Consider the following 23,517-nt stretch of genomic DNA (forward strand, 5'->3'; position numbering starts at 1 on the left):
TGGCGCGACAGGGACAGAGTAAGGTTTTATGAGGGGTTTGCAAACGAATCGATTTGCATACCCATATGCAAAAAATCGCCTGAACATTGCTGTCAGGCGATTTTTTCAAATAAAGCGCAGCGTGGGCTGCGACTGATTATTTCTGGTAGATCTTGTCGAACTCGCCGCCGTCGTCAAAGTGTTTCTTTTGCGCTTGCTTCCAGCCGCCGAATACCTCGTCGACCGTGAACAGGTTGATCGGTTTGAAGCTGGCCGCGTATTTCTTGGCGACCGTGGCCGAGCGTGGGCGCAGGAAGTGCTTGGCGGCCCATTCCTGGCCTGGTTCCGAGTACAGGTATTGCAGGTAGGCGGTGGCTTCCTTGCGGATGCCGCGGCGGTCGACCACCTTGTCGACCACGGCCACCGGTGACTCGGCCAGGATCGATACGCTCGGGTAGACCACTTCGAAGTTATCGCCGAATTCCTTGCGCACCAGTTGCACTTCGTTCTCGAACGTGACGAGCACGTCGCCGATTTCACGTTGGGTGAAGGTGGTGGTGGCGCCACGGCCGCCGCCATCGAGTACCGGCACGTTCTTGAACAGGCGCGTTACCAGGTCGCGCGCCTGCGCTTCGGTGCCGCCTTTTTTCACGGCATAGCCCCAGGCCGCCAGATAGGTATAGCGGCCGTTGCCCGAAGTTTTAGGGTTGGGCACGATCACCTTGATGCCGGGTTTGGCCAGGTCGTCCCAGTCCTTGATCTGTTTCGGGTTGCCCTTGCGCACCAGGTACACCATGGTCGAGTAAAACGGTGCGGCGTTGTTGGGGAATTTCTTGGCCCAGTCGGCCACCACCAGGCCGCGGTCGGCCAGCAGGTCGATGTCATTGGCCTGGTTCATGGTCACGACCGATGCTTCCAGGCCATCGGCCACCGAGCGCGCCTGCTTGCTCGAGCCGCCGTGCGACTGTTTGATGGTGATGGTTTCGCCGGTCTTTTTTTGCCATTCGGCGATAAAGGCCGGGTTGACGTCCTTGAACAGTTCGCGCATCACGTCGTACGACACGTTCAGCAGCACCACCGGTTCGGCGGCGCCGGCCGCCATCGGCAAGCCCATGGCGCTGACAGCCATGGCGCCGGCCAGGAACCAGCGGCGCGTCAGGTGGGAAAGCGGCAAGGTGGTGTTTTGTTTGGACATGTTTTTCTCGTGTTGTGGTTGCAGAGGGACATAGTCTAAAATTCTGGCCGAAAAGGAAACGAACATTTCGTAATATGCTTAGATAGAATCGCGTTTTCCATCAAAAAACAGATATGGATTTTTGAAAACATTCGTGGGCAAGGCGTTCGCCAGCGCTTAGCCTGAACCAGTCCGCCATTGGCAGAGCCTGCTGGTGGCACGGCGCGAAAAAACCGGATCGCGCCGCTTGGTGTATAGTCGGAATCGCGCGCTGCAGGGTGAAACCTCCTGTATCGGCAACCGTAATAATTTGTGAGTATCCATGAGTCTTGAAATTCGTATTGCAACATCGGCCGACGCCGTCGAGGCGTGCAGGGTATTGCGGCGTTCCATCGTCGAATGCTGCGCGCTCGACCACCGGCAGGATCCGGCCATCCTGGAAGCCTGGCTGGGCAATAAAACACCACAGATGGTGGCGTGCTGGTTTGCCTCGCCCACCAACTTTGCGCTGGTGGCCGTCGAGGCAGGCGTGGTGGTGGGCGTGGCGCTGTTGACGCGCGCCGGCAAGCTGGCGCTGTGCTATTTGCTGCCCGAAGCGCAGCGCCGCGGCGCCGGCACGGCATTGGTGGAGCAACTGGAAGCGCAAGCCAAGCTATGGGGCATCAAGGCGCTGCAATTGCACAGCACGGCCAGCGGCCAGGCATTCTTTGCCAAGCAGGGCTATGCCGAGGCGGGCAACGTGCGCTCGCCGTATGGCGTGGAAACGATTTTCTGCTGGAAGGCGCTCGATCCGGCTTGCCTGGTGACGGGCGACCCCAAGGCGGACCCGAAGCGCAAGCGTTTTTGCAACTGCAATTCGGTCTGAGTTTTTCCACTTGCCGTGACCAGCTTGCTGAAGTCAAGCTATCCGACATATTCAAAGGTGCAAGGCAAAAAACGTGAAGATGGCGGGCCGGAGACGCGCGCCCGAGAAAATGCCGATGGCGGCGTTGCAGCTCCTCGCCGTACTGGCGTACTGTCTTCGTCGCTGCGCCTTGCCCTCGACATTTTTCAGGCCCGCTTGGCCCGATGTGCCTTTGCTTGCGACTGGTGTTTTAATTCTCTTCAGTAACTGATCTGGATATACACGGCGCCCTTGGGCGCCACTTCCTGCAGCAGCGCGCCGCCTGCAAACACTTTCAATTCGCCCGGCGCAAACGCCGTCCATGGTTCGTTTTCCGTCAGCGGATGGGTGGCGATGACGGCGATGCGGTCGTCAAGGTGGTTGTGCTGGCGAAAGTCGATGCTGCGCTCGCAGTCGATCAGTTGCGCTACGGAAAACGGATATTCGCGTATCACATAGTGCAAATGCGTCGAGCAGTGGGCGTACAGCAGTTCGCCGTCGGACAGGATGAAATTGAAACTGCCGTTGCTGGCGATCTCGGCTGCGATCTCGCCGATGGCCGCCCGCAGCGCCTCGCGCGCCGGTTCGCCGTCGGGAAAGCGCGTGCGCAGCGCGGCCAATAGATGGCAGAAGGCTTGCTCACTGTCGGTATCGCCTGCGGCATGGTAGTCGTCGTGCTGCGGCGAAGTCCATGCCTTCAGTTCGCCATTGTGCGCGAACGACCAGGTCTTGCCCCATAAAGTGCGGGCAAACGGATGCGTGTTTTCCGGTGCGATGCGGCCATGCGTGGCCTTGCGGATATGCGCGACGATATTTCTGGCCTTGACCGGTTTCTCGTGCAACTGCTTGGCCAGCGGCGAATCGATGGCGGCCAGGTGGTCGGTCAGCAGCGTGCAGCCTTCGCTGGAATGAAAGGCGATGCCCCAGCCGTCGCGATGCTCGCCGGTGCGGCCGCCCCGTTCCGTAAAGCCGGCAAAGGAAAAACCCAGGGCGGCGGGCTTGCTGCTGTTCATGGCGAGTAACTGGCACATATAAGTATCCTCCTGCTGATATCGGTACAGGCTCACAGTAAGGGCAGCACGCTTTGCCGAAAAGGATTTTTTCCGCATATGCATATGCCGTTGCGCCAAGGCCACGCTTATTTGCTGGGCGCATATCGAATGGCGAAAGCATTCGTTCACGCCCGCGCCGCGCTGCCTTAATCTGCACGCTTTGGCACCGCGCCATCCACGAGGCGGCGCACGGTGCAGCCTAACGAAGGAGTCAGCATGCCATTTCCCGTCCTCAAAAATTACCTGGCCCGTTTGTCGCACCAGACGCAGGCCGGCACCAGTGTCTGGCTGGATGGCGAGGGCAGGGCGCTGGGCCGTTTTTTCAATTGCACCATGACCAGCGCCTTCCAGCCGCTGCGCGAGTTGGAAAGCGGCAAGGTGCTTGCCTATGAAGGCCTGGCGCGCAGCGTGTCGCGCGACGACGAAGGGCTGTCGCTGTGGCGCTTGCTCGATCACGCGGCCAGCGACGATGAATCGGTGGAACTCGACCGGCTGTGCCGCATGCTGCACGCGATTAACTTTTTCCGCCAGCCCGAGGCCGAGCAGGCCGACCTGTACCTGAACGTGCACGACCGGCTGTTGAGTGCGGTAAGCAGCAACCACGGCCACGCTTTCCAGCGCATCCTCGACGCGCTGGGCCTGCCGATCGAGCGCATCGTGCTGCAACTGCCAACGGTGACCGCCAACCAGAGCTGGCTGTTGAATTACGTGGCCGACAATTACCGCCGCAACGGCTTTCGCCTGGCGATCCATGTCAACAGCGTCAACGAAGCCATCGGCCTGCTGGAGCGGCTGCACCCGCACAGCTTCAAGCTCGATGCAGGCAACCTCAGCGATGAAAACGCGGCGGCCAATTTTGTCACCCTGTGCCACGCGGCGAACATACGCGTGGTCTTCAAGCGCCTCGACACGCCCGCCGCGTTGCAGGCCCTGCAGCGCATCGCCGAGGCCACCGGCCTGCCGATCGTGGCCCAGGGTTATCTGCTCGATAAGCCGCTCAGTTCGCTGGCATTGGCTGCGGCGCTTGAGCCGCGCATCGCCACGGTTGCCTGAAGCATTACAGAATGGAAAATAGCGTGAAATGAGGGTGGCACGATAGCGACGAGGGTTTTTCTTCGCGGCACAATACGCTATAGTATTCCCCATTGTTTTATCGGGGACTGACTATGGCAACGCGCAGGAATTTTCTACAACACGGCATGGGCCTGGCCGCCATCGGACTGGTATCCACGCCACTGATCGGCTGCGCTTCACGCACCGAGAAACCGGCAATGGCCTCGGCCGGCGCCAAGCCACGCATGCCAAAGACCAGCGTGCCGCCGCAGCAACTGGCCAGCGTTGACCGCGCCATCACCACGCCGCGCGGTGCGCCGATCACGGAAATGGCGCCGCCGCCCGACATCTTCGATGCGCAGATCCTCGACCTGGAATTCTGGCTCAAGCCGCGCACCCTGGAAGTGGTGCGCCCGGCCAGCAATGAGAAGGCCAGGCTGCTGTACTGGAAAGATGGCGAAGTCATCGATTCGGCCTACCAGGAGCTGTGCCATCTGCTGCGCGACGTCAACGGCAAGAAGACGGCGCCGATCGATCCGAAACTGTTCGAGACCTTGTGGGGCACGCAGGCCTTCATCGCCCGTTATGGCATCGAGCAGCCGCTGGAGATATTGTCTGGCTACCGCACGGCCGAATCGAACAGCCGGCTGCGCGAAGCAGGGGTACCCGCCGCGCGCCAGTCGCTGCATATTTCGGGCAAGGCGGCCGATATCCGCGTGGCCAACCTCAATTCGGAAGTGCTCGGTTCGCTGGTGCGCAGCTTCAAGCAGGGCGGCGTCGGTTTTTACTACCGCGCTGGCCCGCGCGGCGGCTGGATCCATGCCGATACCGGCTTGCAGCGCACCTGGAAGGGCTGACGCCTAATCGTAGTGATAGGGCGGTTCCGGCACCCGGTCGGCCATGGTCCGTTCCATTTCACGCAAGTCCGCTGGCCGTTCCCAATAAATGCGCCAGCCGCGGCGCCGGCTCTCGCGTACTTCGGGATGCTGGTCCAGGAACTCTTCCATGAATTTGGTAAAATCCGATACATAGCCGCCATGCCCCTGGCGGTAGCGTAGTGTCTTGAACATGCTGCTCTCCTGAAATGGAACTTACAGCTTCGACTGCCAGTATCGGCAAAAGTTCATTTTTCCAAGCACGCTCATGAAGCTCTCCAGCAATAATATCGAACTGTTCCTGGCCGTCGTCGATGGCGGTTCGTTTTCCAGTGCCGCGCGCGCCCTGCGGCGCTCGCCCTCGGCAGTCAGCATGGCCGTCGCCCATCTGGAAGCCGAACTGGGCATTGCCCTGTTCGACCGTGGCGCGCGCATGGCGGTGCCGACTCCGGCCGCGATCGCGCTGTTGCCGCACGCGCGCCTGGTCGCAGAGCAGCTCAAGCAATTGCACCTGCATGTGCAGCAGCTGTCACAGGGCCTGGAAAGCCGCATCTCGCTGGGCATCGCGGCCGAGCTCGATCATGCACCTTTCCTGCGCGCAGTACAGGCCCTGTCGCAGCGCCACCCGCTGCTCGATATCGAAGTGCTGACTGCGCCGCAGGACGATGTACTCGACCTCTTGCACCGGGGCCGCATCAGCGCCTGCGTGGCCTTCGGTGGCGGGCGCATCAATCATGCGGAACAGTTCCAGCTGGTTGGCAGCGATGCCTTGCTGGCGATTATCTCGATGCAGCATCCACCCGGTGAGGCGGGCAGGGCGGTGTATATCGAGGAACTGGTCAACCTGCGCCAGATCGTCGTTGCCAGCCGCGAACTGGCGCTGGCCGACGCGCGCCCGGTGGTGGGCCTGTCGCACTGGCGCACCGACAGCCTGCCGATGGCGCTGGCGATGGTGGAGGCCGGCCTGGGTTGGGGCAACTTTGCGCAGTCGGCGATTGCGCACTCGCTGGCGGCCGGCCGCGTGCGCCGCCTGGCGTTCAAGAACACCGGCAACGGCCTGGCGCTGCCGATCCACATGGTGTGGATGAAGGACCGGCCGCTGGGCATGGCGGCGCGGCAATTTCTTCAGTTGCTGGCCGAAGCGCCCTGAGTCGCCGCCGCTACTTCCACCGGCTGCTGCGCCGACAGCGGCACGCCGAACAGGCCATCGAAAATATAATTGAACACAAAGCTGTAGCAGGGGATGATCAGCATCAGTGCAAAGTCCAGCACGAACGCCTGCCACAGGCTGATATTGAGCCACCAGGCGATCAGCGGGATCAGGGACACCACCAGGGTGATCTGGAAGCCGATCGCATGCACAATGCGGCGCCACACGGTGCGCGTGCGCGATACCTGGCGGATCTCCCAGTATTCAAAAGCCGTGTTGTAGAGCAGGTTCCAGATCACCGCGATGCTGGTGATCATCAGGGCCAGCGGCCCGGTGCTGGTGGGCGATTCGCCCGACAACAAGGTGAGCCACAGGGTGGAAATGGTCATGCCGATGATTTCAAAAGCGGTGACGTAGACGATTTTTCGTTGGATGCCTCGCATATGCTGCCCGTAATAATGAACTGGCCAGCATGATAGGTCAGGCTTGCTGATATTAAAAGTTGATAGCCATCAGTTTTTCTGATGGTTGTTCTTGCTGGCGTGAAAAGAGGATAATGAGGCCTGGCGGGCAGCGGGTTCCGCCGCATCACCGCAAAGAAGGCAATCATGCAAGGCGCAGCAGAGAACAATATGGCAAGCAACACCGGCGACGAGATCCTGGCGCGTCCCCGCTTCCGGCCCCGTCCGTGGGAACACCTGGAAACGCCGTACGACGTGGAAGTGTGGATCGAGGAACACAACCGCAGCATGCAGGATAATATCGGCGCGCAGGAAACCGGCGTCGGCATCTGCTTCACGCTGGCCGAAGGCGGCGACATCTACATGCAGACCAGCCCTGACGGCGCCGTCGTGCTTGACGTCACGCCCGATGCGGCCTGGGTGGCGCCCTTGATCAGCGCGGCGACCGGCTGCGAAACGCCGCCTTCCTCATTGTGGATATTGCCCGACGACAAGCTGATCCAGCTGATCGTAGGCCTGTCGAGCCTGGTTGCCAGCACCTTGCTGGTGGTGGGGCACAATTTTGGCTTGCGCCGGCGCGGCATGGGCTTCTGAGCTGCCGGTTATCCTGCCGAGGCTGGCGCTGCACGCTGCAGTCCTCGCAAGGTTTCCGGCCTTGCTGTTCGGCCGGCAACCTGCAATGGCGTTTGCTAAGGCAGCAGCGCTTCGACGGCCGCCAGCGTCTCGTCGGCGCTGACGTCCGACAGGCTCAGGCCTGGCGCCAGGATGACGCGGTAGTGGCGGCTGGCCGGGTAAAACCAGCGGTAGTTATCCGTGCGGATATAGTAGCCGACGATTTTCTTGTCAAAAGCCGACGCGATGTGGATCACCGAGGTATCGGGCGACAGCACCAGGTCGCAGCGACGAATCAGCGCTGCCAGTTCCAAAATGTGTTTGGTAGGCGGCGCCAGCATGACGTTGGCATGGCCGGCGCCGTCCACGATTTCGGCAACGCGCGCCTCGCTGCCCGGCGCCGCGATTACCAGCAGGGCGTGGCGCGGGTAGCGTGCGGCAAGGGCGGCGCAGCAGCGCCGGGCATCGGCCACGCTGACCGTGCGCTGCGCATTGCTACCCTGGAAATTCAGGCAGAACAGGCCATCGTATGCGCGCAGCAAGGTATCGCAGGCTGCGTCGATGGCCGCCGCGTGCGCGTCCACGCCAAACAGTTCGTAGCGCGGATCGATGTCGCGCAGGTCAAATTGGCCGAAAGCGGCGAAGTAGCTGTCGAGGATGTGGGCGCTGCGGTCACAGGGGACCGTATGGTCGAACATGCCGAGCCTGGCAGTCGAGGTACCGTATTTGGGAATTGCAAAACCGGTCAGGTAACGCGCGCCCAGCCATTTGATGCGAAATAGCAAGGGAATGGAAAAGCGGTTGTAGGGATTGAAGATGACGTCATAGCGGCGGCTGCGCAGCGCCGCGATGGTGGTGCGCAAGTCACGCAGCAGCGGCTGCTTGTCCCAGATGATGATCTCGCTGACATGCGGATTGTCGGCAATCACGTCGCGGTTGGCGCTGCTGGCCGCCACATCGATCTGCCAGTGCGGATAGTTTTTCTTCAGTTCACGCAGCAGCGCCGTGGTGACGATCATGTCGCCAATCTTGTCGTTGCGCAAAATCAGTACCTTGCGCACGCTGGCGATATCGAGCACTTGCTTGTTGGATTTTCCCAGCAGGGCGTAGCTGATGAGGCGGGCGGCGGTTTTTATCAAAGCGAACTCTTGGCGTGTATTGCCTGCAGGGCCGGTACTAGCGCAGGCCGAGCAGGGAAATCACGCGCTCGCGGCTGATGCCGACCAAGGCGGCACTGATGGACATCAGTGATTCGTAGCCCGGTTTGCTGGCCGTGTCGGTAAAACTTTGCGCCACCGTATCCATGCTGGTCTCGACCGGTGCGGCCTGGGCGCTCTCGACGCGCGCCGTGGCTTGCGCCAGCGCCAGACTGACGGCAGCGCGCGACTGCTGGATATGCGCCAGCGCCTGTACCACCTCATGCAAGGTGGCGCGCAATGCTTCGATATCGGCCGTGTCCCACTGTTCGGGCGCAATCGCGGCCGGTTCAGGATCGGTCCTGACGCGGTTCATCTGGCCGGTCGGGAAGCGGATGCCGCCGCCGCGCACGGCCAGGCTGTCGCGCACGTTGGCCCACGACGACTCTGGCGTACTGAACACGACCTGGCCGTCTTCGCCCTGGCGCACGCGGATATTCGACGGCATCAGGGCGCGGTCGAAGCGGGCGATGATTTCTTTGTCCGACAGCCCCGGTTCGATGCTGACGGATCGTAGTGCTTGGTTGGCGCCGCCGACGGAAAACGCCAGCACTTCCTGCGAACCTTCCTGCAGGCTGGCCATGGTCAGGCCACGGATAGTGAAACTTTGCTGAGCCGATTGCGGGCTGCTGTAGCCAAGCTGGGCGTCGAGCGAGCCGCCCGAGGCGCTGCTGCGCTCGCGCCAGGTGCTGCTGAACTGGCGCACGCGCGCTTCGACCTGGCCATCGCGGCCGGCACGCGCGGCCAGCTTGGCGGCCAGTTCGCTTTTCAATGCCTGCAACTGGCTGCTGCTGCGCTCCAGGTAATCGAGCGTTTGCTGCGCATTCGATATTTCGCCCTGCAACTGGTGATCCCAGTTGTTCAGCCCGCGCTTGAGCGTCGCTGTCGCCCCCCTCGGCGCGGCGCTATCGGTACGCGTACCGGCACCGTCGACACTGCCCGTGGCGCCTTCGACACCGCGTGCCGTGCCGCTGCCTTTGCCGGCAACGCCTGAAGAAGTGGGGAGCTGAGCGATTTGCATGGAGATCAGAGTAGGTCGAACAGGGAAAGTGAGCCGACTTTGCTGTAGGCTTTATAGGTTGCTTCCAGTGCGGTCTGATAGCCGGTCAGCTCGATCGCCGCCGCGCCGATGTCGGCCTTCTTCAATTCCAGCAAGGCCGTGTTGTTCGACAGCGAGACGTTGTCCAGGTTGTTGTTCAGCGTGGACAGGATGTTCTGCGCGCCGCCGAAGATGGCAATCTTGCCGGACAACAGTTCCATGCCCTCATCGGTGCCATCGAGCGCCGTCGTGACGACGCTGCGCACGGCAGGATCGGCCGGATTCAGGCCGGGCGCGCTGAGCGCCTCGATGGTCTGGTCAATCTTGTTGAGCCAGGTTTCCAGGTTCTTGACGTCGACGTTGGCCGCTTGCGTGATGCCATTGCCGACCACCACGGTCTGTGTTTCCGTGTTGCCGGTATAGCTATAGCGCGAACCGACCGCTGCGGCTGGATCATAGGCGATCGCGGCTGTGTCGGTGGCGGTGCCGGAAAACATGTAGCGGCCTTCCTGGTCCTTCAGGTTGGACGTGTAGAGCACGCTGTCGCGCATGGCGCGCAGCGATTCGGTCATTGCCTTCAGGTCGGATGGGGCATTGCTGCCATCAGCGGCCCAGACCAGCAGGTCGCGCGCCTGGCCCATGTCGGTCACCATGCTCGACAGGTAATTTTCATTTTTCAGCAATCGTGTCTGGACGGCGGAAATATTGTCCTTGTACTGCGCGACCATCGCCTGCTCGCGCGTCAGGCGCGAAATGCGCACGTTGCCGATCGGATCATCCGATGGCAACTGGATGCGCAAACCCGACGACATCTGCTGCGTCAGGTAATTGATGCGTTCCTGGTTTTGCTGGATCGATACATTGATCAACGCTTGATACTGGCTGTTGGCTACACGCATGTTCGTCGCTCCTTAACCCATCATTGCCAAAGTGGCGTCAAACAAGGTGTTGGCGACCGAAATGACTTTCATGTTCGCCTGATACATATTCTGGAATTCCACCAGGTTCATTGCTTCTTCGTCCTTGTTGACGGCGCTGGTGGCGCTCCAGTCGTTGACCGCCTGCGTGCGCACCGTCTCGGCCGTCTTCAGCAGCGCCTGGTTCTGCTGGCTGGCGATGCCCAGCTTGCCCACCAGTTGCGTATCGGCATCGCTGATCAGCACCTCGCCCAGCCTGGGCAAGGTGATCGGTTTGTTCTTGATGTCGATCAGGCTTTGCAGGTTCTTGCTGTCGCCGGCGGCGCCGCCGGCACTGGCCAGCGCCAGGTCGGCGGCGGCAAAATCTTTTTTGATCGACATCACGCCGTCAGTGTAGACGAACAGATCCGGCCCGGCCGCACCGCTCATGGTCTGGCCCAGGTTCAGCTGCTTGTTGATATTGTCCGTCAGTGTCTTGCCCAAGTCGCGCAGCGACTGCTGCAGCGGCTGCAGCGTGTTTTGCTCGAATTCGCCGAGGCCACCGATCTGGCCGCCGACGGCGACGTTGTCCAGCTTGAAAGTCGAGTTGGCAAATTTCAAGGTAATGCTCTGCTCGCCAATGGCGTTTTCGCTGCTCGTCAGCGTGCCCGACATGTTGCCGATCACCAGCGGCTGGCCGCTCTTGAGCGAGATGTTCATCGAGCCGTCCGGCTGGGTATTGACTTCGATCGCCATCTGCGAGGCCAGCCCGTCGACCAGCTGGTCGCGCGCGTCGATCAGCGCCGATACATTGGTGCCGGCCGCGTTCGAGGTCGAAATGCGCTGGTTCAGCGCGGCGATGTTCTGCAGCGCGGTATTGGCTTGCGGCATCATCGCTTCGCGTTGCTGGTGCAGCGACAGCACCTGGTTGCTCATCACATTGTTGATGCTGTTGAAATGCTGGGCCATGGCGTCGGCCGAGGTGATGATCTGCTGGCGCAGCGGGGTCGAGGTCGGATCGACGGCAGCTGCGTTGAGGGCCGTGAAAAAGCCGTCGATGCCGTTGCTGATGCTCGATTTTTCGTCGCCCATCACGCGTTCGAGCTGGGTCAGGTAAGGCTGGGCCTGCGAGCGAAAGCCCTGGTCCGACGCGGCACGCCACATCTGCTGGCTTTTATAGGCGTCGCTGAAGCGCATCAGTGCGCCAACTTCCACGCCATTGCCTGCCGACCGCACGCCGGCACCGGCGCCAAGCGAACTGAGCAATACACCCTGGCGGGTATAGCCCGGCGTTTGCAGGTTGGCGATATTCTGGCTTGCCGCCCCAAGGGCGGCCTGCGCGGCGATGCTGCCTGACAGGGCGTTGCTGATCATGCTCATGGCATTCTTTCGTGATAGGGGGCGATAGCGCTACCTTTGTTACAGGCGACACTTCAGGCAGGCTTATTAAGTCCGCCAGCAACTTTGTCCGCTTTGACATCGATTTTCGCGGCCGGTGTGGCGGCGGCGGGCAGCAACTGGCGCAAGATCGCGTCGGCGATGCCGAAGGCGCGCTGGCCTGCCATCTTGTCGGCCACCATGTTGTCGGCCAGTTCCAGCATGTCGCTGTTGACGGGGTCCTTGTAGACGCTGTCTTCGCCAGCCATCTCGCGCGTGCCCGAGCGCATCTGGCGCAGCATGTGCGAAATGAAGAAGGCTTCGAACTTGACGGCCGCTTCGGTGGCCTTGGCCGCGTAGCGCGGGTCGGCCGGCGCGACCGCGCCAGCGCTATGATCGTCCAGCGCCGAGGGCAGGGTGCCATTGGTGTTATCGATTTGCATGCTCATCAGATTACCACCAGTTCGCCTTCGATCGCGCCGGCCTGGTCCAGTGCCTGCAAGATCGCCATGATGTCGTCGGGCGAGGCGCCCAGGCTGTTGACCACGTCGATGATGGCCTGCAGCTTGGCGCCGGCGGGCCACTTGAACATATTGCCATTGCCCTGGTCAACCGACACTTTCGATTGTGGCGTGACGGTGGTCTGGCCGCGGCCAAACGGCGCCGGCTGGCTGACGGCCGAACTTTCTGAAATGACCACCTTGAGCGAGCCATGCGTGACGGCGGCCGCTTTCACGCGCAGGCCCTCGGCGATGACCACCGTGCCGGTGCGCGAATTGAACACCACCTTGGGCGTATCGACGCCGACGTCGACCGTCAATGCTTCGAGCTTGGCCATGAACGCCACGCGCTGGGTCGGGTTTTCCGGCGCGATCACTTCCACGCTGGTGGCGTCGCTGGTGGTGGCGACGGCGCCGAAGCGGCGGTTGACGGCTTCGACGATATTGATGGCGGTTTCGAAATGCGGGTGGCGCAAATTGAGGGTGACGGTCGGTTTGGTGGCAAAGTCGCTGAGAATCTCGCGCTCGATATTGCCGCCGTTCGGGATACGACCCGAGGTCGGGGTGTTGACGGTAACGGACGAGCCGCTCTTGCCGGTGGCGTTCAGGCCGCCAACCACCACGTTGCCTTGCGCCAGTGCATAGGTTTCATTGTCGGCCGCGCGCAGCTGCGTCAGCAGCAAAGTGCCGCCGCGCAGGCTTTTCGCGTCACCCAGCGAGGAAACCGTCACGTCGATCGCCTGGCCGCGGCGGTAGCCGGGCGGGAATACGGCGCTGACCATCACGGTGGCGACGTTCTTGCTTTTCGATTCGGCGCCGTCGGGCAGTTTCACGCCGAACTGCTTGAGCATGTTGACCACCGACTGGCTGGAAAACTTCACCTGGGTGGTGTCGCCGCTGCCGTTCAGGCCGACCACCAGGCCGTAGCCGACCAGCGGATTGTCACGCACGCCTTCGATGCTGACCAGGTTGCGCAGCACTTGCGCCGCCGTGGCGGGCAGCGACATGCCGCAAAAGACAGCCAGCAGAGCGGCGGGCAGGGCAGAACGAAATTTCATGATGTGACCTTAAAACGGCATCCATGGACCGACGAAAAAGCGCGTCAGCCAGCCCGGGGTATTGGCTTCGGCCAGGGTGCCCTGGCCAGAATAGGCGATACGCGCATTGGCGATGCGCAGTGACGACACCTGGTTGTTCGAATCGATGTCGGCCGCGCGCAGATAGCCGCGCAGGCGCACGAATTCCTCACCCTGGTTCAGGGTCAGGGTCTTTTCGCCCTGCACCCGCAACAAGCCGTTCGGCAGCACTTCCTGCACGATCACGGTGATCGCGCCGGACAGCGCGTTTTGCTGTGTGCTGGTCGCGTCGCCGGCGAAATTGCGGTCGGCCGACAGGTCGATGCCGGTCTTGGGAAAAGTCTTGCCCAGCAAACCGGCCGCCGCCACGCCAACCGAGGAGCCCTTGTTGAAGGAAGTGCCGGCCTTCTTGCTGGCCTGGGTGGTTTCCTGCAGCGCTACCGTCACCACGTCGCCAACGCGAAAGGCGCGGCTGTCGGAAGTGAGCGACAGGCCCGCATCGGGGTTGAACACGCCGCCTGCCACGCCGCCGCGGCCACTGCCGCGCTGGGCCACCAGCGGCTCTTCGGAAAACGTCGGCGCCACCGGTGCCACCGGGCGGCTGGCGCAGCCGGCCAGCAAGGCCAGCAGCAGCGCCGCGCCTGCTTGCAGTGCGGCTTTCATCAGCGTGCCGCTTGCGCCAGGTATTGCAGCATATTGTCAGCCGCCGACAGCACCTTGGTATTCATTTCATAGGTGCGCTGGGCCGCGATCATGTCGACCATTTCTTCGACCACCTGCACGTTCGAGCCTTCCAGCGCGAACTGCTTGAGCTTGCCCAAGGCGCCTTCGCCAGGACGTCCTTCGGTCGGCGTGCCGCTCGATGCCGTTTCCTGGAACAGGTTTTCGCCCAGTGCCAGCAAGCCGGTCGGGTTGACGAAACTGGTCAGGGTCAGTTGGCCCAGTTCGGTTGCCGCCACGTTGCCGGGAATCGTCGCCGAGACCATGCCGTTTTCACCGATGGTGATCGCGCTGGCGTTGTTCGGCACGGTGATTTGCGGCACCAGTGGCAGGCCCTGGGCGTTGACCATCACGCCGTTGGCGTCGATGCCGAGCTGGCCGGCGCGCGTGTAGGCCGCTTCGCCGTTCGGGCGCAGCACCTGCAGGAAGCCGTTGCCGGTGATGGCCACGTCGAATTCGCGGCTGGTCGTTTGCAGGCTGCCGGTGGTAAATACTTTTTGCGTGCCGACCATGTGCGTGCCGTTACCGAGCTGTACGCCCGATGGCGACAGGGTATTGTCGGCGCGCTGCGTGCCCGGTTGCTGCTCGACCTGGTAGAACAGGTCTTCGAACACCACGCGGTCGCGCTTGAAGCCGACCGTATTGACGTTGGCCAGGTTGTTGGCGATGGCCTGCAGCTTGGCGTCCTGCGCCTGCACGCCGGTCTTGCTGATCCACATTGCTGGATTCATTTGTTGCTCCTAGTGTTAAGTGGCGTTGGGCTCAGGCGCCCAGCAGGCGGTTGCCCGATTCCGTCATCGAATCGCTGGCCTTGAATACTTTCATCTGCATCTCGAAGCTGCGGTTCAGGCTCATGGTGGCGACCATCTCTTCGACCGCCGAGACGTTGCTGCCTTCGATATGGCGGTCGCGGATGCGCACCGTCGGGTCAGCCTGCAAGTCTTCGCCGGTACGCGAGACGATAAGGCCTGCTTCATTCTTGGTCAGTTCGCCCGTTTCGGCGTTGACCAGCTTGAGCTTGTCCACGGTCTGCATCTGCGCGGCGCCCGGTACCTGGATCGAAATGGTGCCGTCCGAACCGATCGACAAGCTGGTGTGTTCGGGCAAGGTAATCGGACCGCCTTCGCCCAGCACCGGCCGGCCGTTCAGCATCAACGCACCGGTTTCATCGAGTTCCATGGCGCCGGCGCGGGTATAGGCTTCGCCGTTTTGCCACTGCACCGCCAGAAAGCCGTTGCCCGTGATGGCCACGTCGAGCTCGCGTCCGGTTTCCTTGATGGTTCCGTTGCGCGTGGAAATTGCGCTCGACTGCGTCTGCGCCATGTGGCGGTCGTCGTAGCCGTAGCCATTCTGCAACGACTGGCCAGTCGAGACCTCCAGGTTGGCCCGAAAGCCGCTGGTCTCGATATTGGCCAGGTTGTTGGCGTGTACCTGCTGTGCCCGCAGGGCACGGTCGGCACCGCTCATGGCGGTATAAATCAGGGCATCCATGCTGGTTTACCTTTGCGTGACCGTGATTACAACGCTTGCATCAGCGACTGCAGCATGGCGTTTTCGGTCGACAGCACTTTCGAGTTGGCCTGGTAGTTGCGCTGCGAGGTCATCAAGCCCACCAGTTCGGTAGTGATGTCGACGTTCGACTGTTCCAGCGAGCTGGTCGCCAGTTTGCCGGCCATGCCCACGCCAGGACGCTCGTACAGCGGCGCGCCGGAAGCGGTCGAGGCGGTCCAGCTGGTGTTGTCGGCGGCCGTCAATGCGCCTTCATCGGCGAAGTTGGCCAGCGCGATGGTGCCGACGTTCTTGGTTTCGCCGTTGGTGTATTTCGCCATGATCGAGCCGTCCGACGCCAGTTCCACGCCGGTGTAGGTACCGGAGGCATAGCCGTCCGACTTGTTGGTCGAAGTGGTCGCTTCGCCTGCAAACATGGTCGTATCGGAATAATTGAGATTGAATGCAAGGTTTGCTGCGCCAGAGCCGGTAATCGGATCGGAAAGCTTGACAGGATCAAATACAGCTTTCCAGCCTGTTGGTGGCGTGGTACCGGCAGGCACGGCATTATTCGGAGCTTTGCCATCAATAGTGGCGAGTTGGCCATCCTGATCAAATTTCAGGACTACTGGCAGCGCAGGCACAGAAGTTGCCGGAGGCACCGGTGTGGCCGGGTTTGCCTGCGAAGCGAGTGGCTTGTCATCAAGCATGTAGTGCACAGCCACCGTATTGGCATCGGTCTTGACGAAATACTGGCTCATGGTGTGCTTGGCGCCCAGAGAGTCATACAGTACCGATACCTTGGCGCTGTTGTAGGTCTGGATATTGTCTTTGTCGAAGACGTTGGCGGCAGGCTTGGCCACCCATTCAGAAGAAAGGTTGGCGACATAATTGAGGTTTCCGGTCGCTTGTGCTGGGATCTGGCCGGTAGGAATTTTCATATCGCCCATTGCGCCAAGAGTCGTGCTGCCTTTTACGGCGGCCGCATAGCCTTGCACCATCTTGCCATTCGAATCGACCAGATAGCCGCTGCTGCTGGCGCTGAAAATGCCGACACGGCTGTAGCTCATGGTGTTCTGCGCATCGCGGCTGACAAAGTAGCCACGGCCGTCGATCGCCGCGTCGAGCGTGCGGCCGGTGTTCAGCACGCCGCCGTTGACGCTCATGCTTTGCGTGGTCGAGCCGATTTCCACGCCGGTGGCGCGGTCGCCGGCGTACATCGACGAGAAGTTGGCGCGGCTGCTGCGGAAACCGTAGGTGCCGGCGTTGGCGATGTTGTTACTGGAAGCGGTCAATTGCTCGTTGATGGCCTGGATGCCGGACAGTGCGATGTCGAAACTCATGGAGGTTCCTTTAATGAAGGACGGGATTAATTGGGCAAAAAAGCAAAGGGCGTTACAGGCGTATCAAGAGGTCTTGCCATTGAAACCGGTGATCGCGCCAGGGCTGACTTCACCCAGGTTGGCGACGTTCAAAATCATGCTGCCGGTAGCCGACAGGCGAACGCTGCTGAGTTTGCCCGCGATATCGACCGTCGGTTTCTCGCCGCTGCTGGTGGTCACGGCCATGGTGTAGGTGCCGGCTGGCAGGCCCAGCTTTTCCGGGTCGATGGTGAAGGTAGCGTTGCCGGCCGATTTGGCGCCCAGTTCCATCGTGTATTCCTTGTCGAACGCATCCTTCAGCGTCAGGGTGGTTTTGCTGCTGTTGGACGACAGGGCGATGCTGCCGCTGACTTTGACACCGTCGAGCTGTACCGTGCTGGAATTGACCATCACTTCGGATCCCACCTGGGCGCCCAGCGCCAGTACCTGCATGCTTTGCAGCACGCTGGCGTTGGCGCTGGTCAGGGTCGACAGGTTCTGCATCGCTTCGGTCTGCGCCTGCTGCGTCAACTGGTTGACGAACTGGCTGGGATCGGTCGGCGCCAGCGGATCCTGGTTGCGGATCTGCGCCACCAGCAGCTTGGTGAACATGTCTTGCGTGGCGTTGTTTTGCGACGCGACCGCATTGCTGCTGGTGCTGCCGGTGCCGGTACTGCCGGTAAAAAGGGTGGTTTCCATGGCTTACACTTCACCTAATTTGAGGAGCGACTGCTGCATCGACTTGATGCGGCCCAAAACTTCAACATTTGTTTCAAAAGCGCGCGAGGCCGACATCATGTCGGTCATCTCGGCCACCTGGTTGACGTTCGGGTAGAACACCATGCCGTCCGCGTTGGCCATCGGATGGCCCGGTTCGTACACCTTGCGCAGCGGCTCGTCGCTCTGTACCACGTCGAGCACCTGCACGCGCCCGCCGGCGCCCGAGGCACCGCTGCCGTCCATCACGGCCGCAAACACCGGCTTGCGGGCACGGTAGGTTTCGGCTTCGGAGCCGGCAACCGATTCGGCGTTGGCCAGGTTGCTGGCGATGGTGTTCAGGCGCACGGTCTGCGCCGCCATCGCCGAGCCGGCAATCTTGGAAATATCCTGGAAGCTCATGCTGCTTATCCTTGTCCGGAAATGGCTTTTGCCAGTCCCTTGAGTTTCATGTTGACGAAACTGAGACTGGTCTGGAAGTCGCTGGCGTTTTGCGAAAACGCCGCCTGCTCGACGCCGATCTCGACCGTGTTGCCATCGCGGCTGGGCTGGTAGGGCACGCGGTACAGGGAGGTGGCGTCGTCATCGGTCGACAGCATGCCCGCTTCGCTGTCCTGCAACTGTTGCAGCGCACTGCCGAAATCCATGTCCATGGCCTGGAAGCCTGGCGTGTTTTCGTTGGCGATATTAGCCGCCAGCACGCGCGTACGATCTGCGCGCAGGGCCAGCGCGTCGGCATGCACACCGAGTGCATCCTTGAAATTAATCCCCATGGTCATCCTTTGTGTTGAATTCGGTGGTGCGGGCTGGAGTGTGAATGCAGGAGTAAAATGCCTGCCTGGTCATGTTGACGCATGGTAAGGTCATGCTGTTTCGATGTTTTTGATCAGGATTAGTAAATAAGGTTAGCAATGATTCATTTCACCAATTATGCCGCTGCATCCATCAAGGCACGTGCATGTCGCACATTGCTGCCCGGTCTGTTTTTACTGACCAGCCTCTATAGTAGTGCAGGACGCGCCGAATTGCCAGCCGACAATATATTTTTGCAGGTAGAACAGCTGGCTCAGGAGCAGCTGGCGCAGCAGGCTGCCTCTGCGGGGATGCTGGAACCGCTGTTTCAGGTCACTGTTGTAAAAACCACGCGTGTCATGCCTGCATGCCCGGTGCGAGTGCAGCTGGAAGCGGTCGACAGCCGCTCGCCGCAGCGCATGCGCTTTGTCGCCAGCTGTCCCGGCGCGGGCGGCTGGCGCTATGAAATGCTGGCGCGCGCCACCATTACGGCCAGGGTGGCGGTCACGAAATCGGCCGTCACGGCGAATACGCCGATGGGGCCCGGCGACGTCGAGCTGGCGCGGCGCGACGTGACGATGGTGGCCGACAGCATCTCTTCGCTGCCAGCCGTGGCGGGCCTGTCGAGCCGGCGCAGCCTGCGTGCGGGCGAAGTATTGCGCCAGGGTCAATTGGCGTCGCCGGTGCTGGTCAAACGCGGCGCGCCGGTCAACATCATGGCGCGCAAGGAGCAGGTGCAGGTCAGCATGGACGGCGTGGCGCTGGATCCTGGCGCTCAGGGAGAAATAATCCGGGTGCGCAACGCCACCAGCGGCACGGTGATCCGTGCGCGCGTGGTGGAGGCGGGGGTGGTGGAGCCGGCCGATATCGGCGGGCGGTGACCGATAAGTGATCAGTCTGCCACTGCGGTGCGCTGCAGGCGCGTGGCAAGCTGGCTCAGCTTGGCTGCATAGTTGGGATCGGTGGCATAGCCGCCGCGCGCCAGTCCTTGCGCGAAGGCCTGTGCATCGTTGCCGGTATTGAGCGCGGCGCGGTAGCGGGGATTGTCGAGCAGTACCTGGGCATAGTCGCGGAAGGCGCTGGCCTGGTCCGGATAGCTGCGAAAGCGCTCGGTTTTTTTCAACGCAGTGCCGCTGTCGCCAGCGTATTCGGTGGTCAATGCATTGGCCACTTCGCCTTGCCATTTGCCGCCTGCCTTGATGCCGAACAGGTTATTGGTATCCGTCGTGCCCTGGCGCAATGGGCGCTGGCCCCAGCCCGATTCCAGCGCCGCGTGGGCGGCAACGATTTCCGGCGCCACGCCCAGGCGCGCACCGGTTTCCTCGGTCCATGGTTTGATGGAGGCTAAAAACTGTTGCTGCACTTCGCCGATCTCGCCACCCTGGTTGATACTGCCCAGTACATTCGCCGGCGCACTATTGGCCGACCAGGCACGGCCTTCCGGGCTCAGCATGGTGGCGTTGCCGCCACCCTGTTCGATAAAGGTTGCCACTTCGCCCTGCACCTGCTGGAACACGCTGCTGAAACTGGCGGTCGAGGCGGTGCTGCCGGTCGCGCGCATATTGCTCTGCACGCCAGCAGTGGGGGCAGTCGACGCCGTCGCCGCCACGGCGCGGGCATTGCTTGCAAAAAAATCAGCCTGGCGCATAAATGTGTTCCTCGCCATGCAGCACGCGCTGCATGGTCGTGTATTGTTCAGTTAACAGCTGGCTGTTGCGGGTGTTCAGGCGCTTGCATTCAAGCACCATCTGTTCCAGCACTTCCCAGCTGGCGACAGCCTTGTTGCGCGCGTCGACCTGCAGCAGCGCAAACAGCTGTGTCATGTCGGCCTTGGGGCCGAGCAGGGCGCTGACCAGGCTCATGCGCTGGCGGCGGCGGCCATCGAGCGGCTCGACGGCCGCCACGACCTGTTCGGCCAGTACTTTCAATTGCCCCGTCTGGTGGCGAAGGGTAGCCTGGAATTGTTCTTCCAGCAAAGCCAGCAGTTCGGCATAACCGTGGTGGTCATCGGTGATGCCCTGCAGTACGCGCTGCACGGCTTCCTGGCGCGTGAGACCCTTGCGTGGCGCGGTCATGTGTCGCTGCCATGGAAGCGTTGAATGAGTCCGGCGATCTTCGAAGGATCGAACGGCAGTTCGCCCTTGGCCAGCGCGTCGCGCAGAAATGCCACGCGCTCATGATCGATATCGGGCATGGCGCGCAGTGCGGTAATGGCTGGCTGCAACACGGCCGACTGCAGTTCAGCGCCCGCGGACGAACCGCCGGCAGCCGCAGCGGCGCTGGCGTTCTCGGCGATCGCTTCGGTGGGCGCCACGGCAGAGCTGGGCACGGCGGCGCCGGTATTGCCGGAAGAAATTTTCATGCGTTGACCCTTGCCTTTAATTTGCATTGTCGGCCCGTTCTTTCTTCGCTGGCAGGCCCAGCTTGTCACGTAAACGTTGCAGTGTAGCCGAATCCGGCTCGCCCACCTCGATATCCTGGCCTTGATGCTCGGCTTTTTGCCCGGTCATGCCGAACATGGAGGCGATGCTGTCGGCCTGGCCACGCGTCAATATTAACAGCTCGATGCGGCGGTTGATGCCGGCGCCGGCATTTTTCGTGTCCAGCGGCGCGCGGTCAGCCATGCCGACCACCTGCAACACGCTTTCCGGGTTCATGCTGCCGGCCAGCAGCTGCGCACGGGCCGACATGGCGCGGTTGGCCGACAGCGTCCAGTTGGAATAGCCATCATAGCCAGTATTGGCGTATTGCATCGAATCGGTATGGCCGACGATCAGCATCTGGTTTTCCATCTGCGCAAAAATCGGCCCCATTTCACGCAGCAGCTTGCGGAAACGGTCGGTCGGCACGGCGCTGCCGCGCACAAACATGCCTTGCTTGTCGGTGTCATGCAGCATCACGCGCAAGCCATGCGGCGTCACCACCGATTGCAAGTTGCTTTTCAGGCCGGCTTCGTCGCTGAGCTTGTCGAGCGCGCGCGACAGCGCCATCAGGTCTTCCGGCGTCTGGTAGCTCATCTTCGGCTTGGCGTCGGCGGTATCGGGCTTGCCGTCTTTCGTCTTGCTGCCTTCCGTGCGGGTGTCGCCCATGCCGTCGCGCGGCATCGGGAAACGGTCGATCAGGCTGCCGCGCGGGCCGCCTTTCTGCTCCGGCATCACGCCTTGTCCTTCGCCCTGGCGGCTGCCCGCCAGCGCATCCATCATGATTTCCTTCATCGCCTGCTGTTCGCGCGCGGCGATCAGCCACAGCACCAGGAACAGCGACAGCAAGGCCAGGCAGAAGTCGGCGAAGGCGACTTTCCAGGCGCCGCCGTGGCCATCGTCGTCATGCTTGCGGCCAGCGCGCTTGATGATGGCCTGGTCATGTTTCTCATGCGGCTTTAGCACGGCGGCCTCCCCGGCCTTGGCCCTGCTCAGGTTCTTCGCTGCCGCCTTCGAGCGCATTGATCCAGCTTTCCAGCTGGGCAAAGCTCGGCTTGATATTCAGTTGCACCAGGCGCCGGCCCGAGTCGATCGCCAGCAGTGGCGGCTTGCCCGCCACGTGCGTCACCAGCACCACTTTCACGCACTCCATGGTCGAGCCTTCTTCACCGACCAGTTGCTTCATCATGTTGCACATCGGGTCGAGCACGCCATAGCAAAAGAAAATGCCGATAAAGGTACCGACCATGGCGGCGCCCACTTTCGACGAAATTTCCGCCGCATCGGCGCCGTCGGCCACCGAATTCATGGCCATCACGATACCGAGCACGGCTGCCAGAATGCCGAAACCGGGCATCGCTTCGGCGATCTTGTGCAAGGACTTCGACGGTTGCAGCAATTCGTCGTGGATCGCTTCGAGTTCCTGCTCCAGCACGCCTTCGAGTTCATGCGCGTTGATCTTGCCCATCGCCATCAGGCGGAAGTTATCGACGATAAAGGCCAGCAGTTTCGGCTCTTCCAGCACCAGCGGATAGCGCTGGAACAGCGGACTTTCACGCGGTGCTTCGACGTGGGCGTCGAGCGCCTTCAGGCCGCCGGCCGCCGTTTGCAGCAATTCATACATCAGCAGCAGCAACTGGCGCTGGAATTCCGAGCCTTGCTTCTTGTGCGTGACGACCTTGCGCATCTGGTGCAGCATTTCACCGAGCACATGCTTGGGATTGCCCAGCACCAGCGCGCCGACGGCGGCGCCGATAATAATAAGCAACTCGACCGGATGCCAGATCGCCTGGACGGTACCGCCCATCAGGGCAAAGCCCCCGAATACGCATCCCATCACGATTAAGATACCGAAAATTACCATGTCAACTGCCTTTCTGCTTGTGCTGCATCAATTTATGGGTGGAGCTTGTTCTTACTTATCCTGCAGCATGGCTTTCATCTTCCCCAGGGCCATCTTGTTCAACTGGCAAACGCGCGCGTCGCTCAGGTCGAGCACGGCGGCGATTTCCTTGTAGCTCAGCTCGAACTCGTAATACATCTGCACCACGCGCTGTTCACGCTCATCGAGCGCGCGCAATGCCTGCTCCAGGCTGCGCCGCACCATCAATTGCTCTTCCGGGCTCGGCGCGCTGTCGGCCTGGCCCAGGCTTTCATGCAAAATATCGTCGAAGCTGGCAATCAATTCGGCGTTTTCCGCCAGCTGGTATTCCTGGTACGCTTGCGGCGTCAGCTTCAGCGCCGTCATGATTTCCGCCTCCAGCGGCTCGCGGCCTAGGCGCCGGGTCAGTGCACGCACGCTGTCGCGCAGGCGGTGGCTTTCCTGGCGCACCGCGCGCGGGCGCCAGTCCTGGCGCCGCAGCTCATCGAGGATGGCGCCGCGGATGCGCAGGCTGGCATAGCTGCCGAAGGACTGGTCCGGCACGCCGTAGCGGCGCAGCGCTTCGAGCAGGCCCATCAGGCCAATCTGCTCCATGTCGTCGCGGTCGATGGCGCCCGATACCTGCGAATTGAGCTGGCGTACGATGCGCTTGACCAGCGGCGCGTAAGCGACCAGGTGGCGCTGTTCCTCCGCCACGCTGAGCACGGCCGTGGCAGCGCTGGCGGCGGCATATTCGCCGGCGCCGTAGGCCTCCTGATATTGCTCGGCATAAGCCACGGTATCTCCCATCAGTCGAACTGGCCTGCTGGCGTCG

General features: G+C 61.7%; 29 protein-coding genes. 6 read left to right on the forward strand and 23 right to left on the reverse strand.

The features are described from left to right. Positions 1–136: 136 nt before the first annotated feature. The gene (locus tag AC0Z42_RS03455) at positions 137–1,174 is read right to left on the reverse strand and encodes a sulfate ABC transporter substrate-binding protein (RefSeq protein WP_485466848.1); all 1,038 of its coding nucleotides are present in this window, start codon (positions 1,172–1,174) and stop codon (positions 137–139) included. Positions 1,175–1,475: 301 nt separating this feature from the next. Here AC0Z42_RS03455 and AC0Z42_RS03460 point away from each other — a divergent pair, with 301 nt between their 5' ends. Next, entirely contained in the window at positions 1,476–2,018 is a 543-nt protein-coding gene (locus AC0Z42_RS03460; protein WP_485466849.1) for a GNAT family N-acetyltransferase, read from the forward strand. A 239-nt stretch (positions 2,019–2,257) separates the two neighbouring features. On the opposite strand, the gene AC0Z42_RS03465 is transcribed toward AC0Z42_RS03460, so the two are convergent. Further along, complete coding sequence (locus tag AC0Z42_RS03465) at positions 2,258–3,067, reverse strand: class II glutamine amidotransferase (protein ID WP_485466850.1); 810 nt, start codon at positions 3,065–3,067, stop codon at positions 2,258–2,260. Between the two features lie 237 nt (positions 3,068–3,304). On the opposite strand from AC0Z42_RS03465, the gene AC0Z42_RS03470 reads away from it, so the two are divergent. After that, positions 3,305–4,141: an EAL domain-containing protein gene (locus AC0Z42_RS03470; RefSeq protein ID WP_485466851.1), complete on the forward strand. Its 837-nt coding sequence runs from the start codon at positions 3,305–3,307 to the stop codon at positions 4,139–4,141. Positions 4,142–4,254: 113 nt separating this feature from the next. Then, positions 4,255–4,998 carry a YcbK family protein gene (locus AC0Z42_RS03475; protein ID WP_485466852.1) on the forward strand — a complete coding sequence of 248 codons (744 nt, stop codon included), beginning with the start codon at positions 4,255–4,257 and terminating at the stop codon, positions 4,996–4,998. 3 nt (positions 4,999–5,001) lie between these two features. Here AC0Z42_RS03475 and AC0Z42_RS03480 read toward each other — a convergent pair whose 3' ends face one another. Further along, positions 5,002–5,211 (reverse strand): DUF3460 family protein, encoded by a 210-nt coding sequence (locus AC0Z42_RS03480; protein ID WP_485466853.1) that lies wholly within the window; start codon positions 5,209–5,211, stop codon positions 5,002–5,004. Positions 5,212–5,284: 73 nt separating this feature from the next. Here AC0Z42_RS03480 and AC0Z42_RS03485 point away from each other — a divergent pair, with 73 nt between their 5' ends. Beyond that, on the forward strand, positions 5,285–6,166 hold the full coding sequence (locus AC0Z42_RS03485; protein ID WP_485466854.1) for a LysR family transcriptional regulator: 882 nt from the start codon (positions 5,285–5,287) through the stop codon (positions 6,164–6,166). Here the strand turns inward: AC0Z42_RS03485 and AC0Z42_RS03490 are convergent. Next, positions 6,142–6,609, reverse strand: coding sequence for a PACE efflux transporter (locus tag AC0Z42_RS03490; protein WP_485466855.1), 468 nt, complete (start codon positions 6,607–6,609; stop codon positions 6,142–6,144). The two genes, AC0Z42_RS03485 and AC0Z42_RS03490, sit on opposite strands and share 25 nt — an antisense overlap. Positions 6,610–6,798: 189 nt before the next feature. Between AC0Z42_RS03490 and AC0Z42_RS03495 the strand changes: the two genes are divergently transcribed. Continuing rightward, positions 6,799–7,221, forward strand: a complete 423-nt coding sequence (locus AC0Z42_RS03495) for a hypothetical protein (RefSeq protein WP_485466856.1) — start codon at positions 6,799–6,801, stop codon at positions 7,219–7,221. 95 nt (positions 7,222–7,316) lie between these two features. On the opposite strand, the gene AC0Z42_RS03500 is transcribed toward AC0Z42_RS03495, so the two are convergent. The 13 genes from AC0Z42_RS03500 to flgB form a co-directional block, all read right to left on the reverse strand. Further along, on the reverse strand, positions 7,317–8,378 hold the full coding sequence (locus tag AC0Z42_RS03500) for a glycosyltransferase family 9 protein (RefSeq protein ID WP_485466857.1): 1,062 nt from the start codon (positions 8,376–8,378) through the stop codon (positions 7,317–7,319). A 37-nt stretch (positions 8,379–8,415) separates the two neighbouring features. Then, positions 8,416–9,456 (reverse strand): hypothetical protein, encoded by a 1,041-nt coding sequence (locus AC0Z42_RS03505; RefSeq protein WP_485466858.1) that lies wholly within the window; start codon positions 9,454–9,456, stop codon positions 8,416–8,418. A gap of 5 nt (positions 9,457–9,461) precedes the next feature. Next, complete coding sequence (gene flgL, locus AC0Z42_RS03510) at positions 9,462–10,373, reverse strand: flagellar hook-associated protein FlgL (RefSeq protein WP_485466859.1); 912 nt, start codon at positions 10,371–10,373, stop codon at positions 9,462–9,464. A gap of 12 nt (positions 10,374–10,385) precedes the next feature. Next, complete coding sequence (flgK, locus tag AC0Z42_RS03515; protein WP_485466860.1) at positions 10,386–11,750, reverse strand: flagellar hook-associated protein FlgK; 1,365 nt, start codon at positions 11,748–11,750, stop codon at positions 10,386–10,388. 53 nt (positions 11,751–11,803) lie between these two features. Further along, entirely contained in the window at positions 11,804–12,196 is a 393-nt protein-coding gene (locus AC0Z42_RS03520) for a rod-binding protein (RefSeq protein WP_485466861.1), read from the reverse strand. Continuing rightward, positions 12,196–13,305, reverse strand: coding sequence for a flagellar basal body P-ring protein FlgI (locus AC0Z42_RS03525; protein WP_485466862.1), 1,110 nt, complete (start codon positions 13,303–13,305; stop codon positions 12,196–12,198). The genes AC0Z42_RS03520 and AC0Z42_RS03525 overlap by 1 nt, the downstream gene beginning before the upstream one ends. Positions 13,306–13,314: 9 nt before the next feature. Then, positions 13,315–13,986, reverse strand: a complete 672-nt coding sequence (gene flgH / locus AC0Z42_RS03530) for a flagellar basal body L-ring protein FlgH (protein WP_485466863.1) — start codon at positions 13,984–13,986, stop codon at positions 13,315–13,317. Then, entirely contained in the window at positions 13,986–14,774 is a 789-nt protein-coding gene (gene flgG / locus AC0Z42_RS03535; protein ID WP_485466864.1) for a flagellar basal-body rod protein FlgG, read from the reverse strand. The genes flgH and flgG overlap by 1 nt, the downstream gene beginning before the upstream one ends. Before the next feature lie 31 nt (positions 14,775–14,805). After that, the gene (gene flgF, locus AC0Z42_RS03540; protein ID WP_485466865.1) at positions 14,806–15,534 is read right to left on the reverse strand and encodes a flagellar basal-body rod protein FlgF; all 729 of its coding nucleotides are present in this window, start codon (positions 15,532–15,534) and stop codon (positions 14,806–14,808) included. Between the two features lie 26 nt (positions 15,535–15,560). Continuing rightward, on the reverse strand, positions 15,561–16,874 hold the full coding sequence (locus AC0Z42_RS03545) for a flagellar hook protein FlgE (protein ID WP_485466866.1): 1,314 nt from the start codon (positions 16,872–16,874) through the stop codon (positions 15,561–15,563). 63 nt (positions 16,875–16,937) lie between these two features. Continuing rightward, a complete protein-coding gene (locus AC0Z42_RS03550; RefSeq protein WP_485466867.1) occupies positions 16,938–17,591 on the reverse strand; it encodes a flagellar hook capping FlgD N-terminal domain-containing protein in 654 nt (217 codons plus the stop codon). 3 nt (positions 17,592–17,594) lie between these two features. Beyond that, positions 17,595–18,011, reverse strand: a complete 417-nt coding sequence (flgC, locus tag AC0Z42_RS03555) for a flagellar basal body rod protein FlgC (RefSeq protein WP_485466868.1) — start codon at positions 18,009–18,011, stop codon at positions 17,595–17,597. Between the two features lie 5 nt (positions 18,012–18,016). Continuing rightward, a complete protein-coding gene (gene flgB, locus AC0Z42_RS03560; RefSeq protein WP_485466869.1) occupies positions 18,017–18,382 on the reverse strand; it encodes a flagellar basal body rod protein FlgB in 366 nt (121 codons plus the stop codon). Positions 18,383–18,760: 378 nt separating this feature from the next. Between flgB and flgA the strand changes: the two genes are divergently transcribed. Then, positions 18,761–19,282 carry a flagellar basal body P-ring formation chaperone FlgA gene (gene flgA, locus AC0Z42_RS03565; RefSeq protein ID WP_485466870.1) on the forward strand — a complete coding sequence of 174 codons (522 nt, stop codon included), beginning with the start codon at positions 18,761–18,763 and terminating at the stop codon, positions 19,280–19,282. Positions 19,283–19,293: 11 nt separating this feature from the next. Here the strand turns inward: flgA and AC0Z42_RS03570 are convergent, their stop codons facing one another. The 6 genes from AC0Z42_RS03570 to AC0Z42_RS03595 are packed head-to-tail and all read right to left on the reverse strand — an operon-like array spanning position 19,294 to position 23,492. After that, positions 19,294–20,049, reverse strand: coding sequence for a glycoside hydrolase family 73 protein (locus AC0Z42_RS03570; protein WP_485466871.1), 756 nt, complete (start codon positions 20,047–20,049; stop codon positions 19,294–19,296). Continuing rightward, entirely contained in the window at positions 20,036–20,476 is a 441-nt protein-coding gene (gene flgN, locus AC0Z42_RS03575; protein WP_485466872.1) for a flagellar export chaperone FlgN, read from the reverse strand. Before flgN ends, AC0Z42_RS03570 begins: the two co-directional genes overlap by 14 nt. Next, positions 20,473–20,763, reverse strand: a complete 291-nt coding sequence (gene flgM / locus AC0Z42_RS03580) for a flagellar biosynthesis anti-sigma factor FlgM (protein ID WP_485466873.1) — start codon at positions 20,761–20,763, stop codon at positions 20,473–20,475. The genes flgN and flgM overlap by 4 nt, the downstream gene beginning before the upstream one ends. 16 nt (positions 20,764–20,779) lie before the next feature. Beyond that, positions 20,780–21,787 (reverse strand): flagellar motor protein MotB, encoded by a 1,008-nt coding sequence (locus AC0Z42_RS03585; protein ID WP_485466874.1) that lies wholly within the window; start codon positions 21,785–21,787, stop codon positions 20,780–20,782. Then, complete coding sequence (gene motA, locus AC0Z42_RS03590; RefSeq protein WP_485466875.1) at positions 21,771–22,685, reverse strand: flagellar motor stator protein MotA; 915 nt, start codon at positions 22,683–22,685, stop codon at positions 21,771–21,773. The genes AC0Z42_RS03585 and motA overlap by 17 nt, the downstream gene beginning before the upstream one ends. Before the next feature lie 51 nt (positions 22,686–22,736). Continuing rightward, positions 22,737–23,492: a FliA/WhiG family RNA polymerase sigma factor gene (locus tag AC0Z42_RS03595; RefSeq protein WP_485466876.1), complete on the reverse strand. Its 756-nt coding sequence runs from the start codon at positions 23,490–23,492 to the stop codon at positions 22,737–22,739. Positions 23,493–23,517: the final 25 nt, after the last annotated feature.

It is taken from the genome of Janthinobacterium sp. 1L-D-8-B-C4 (assembly GCF_057291295.1).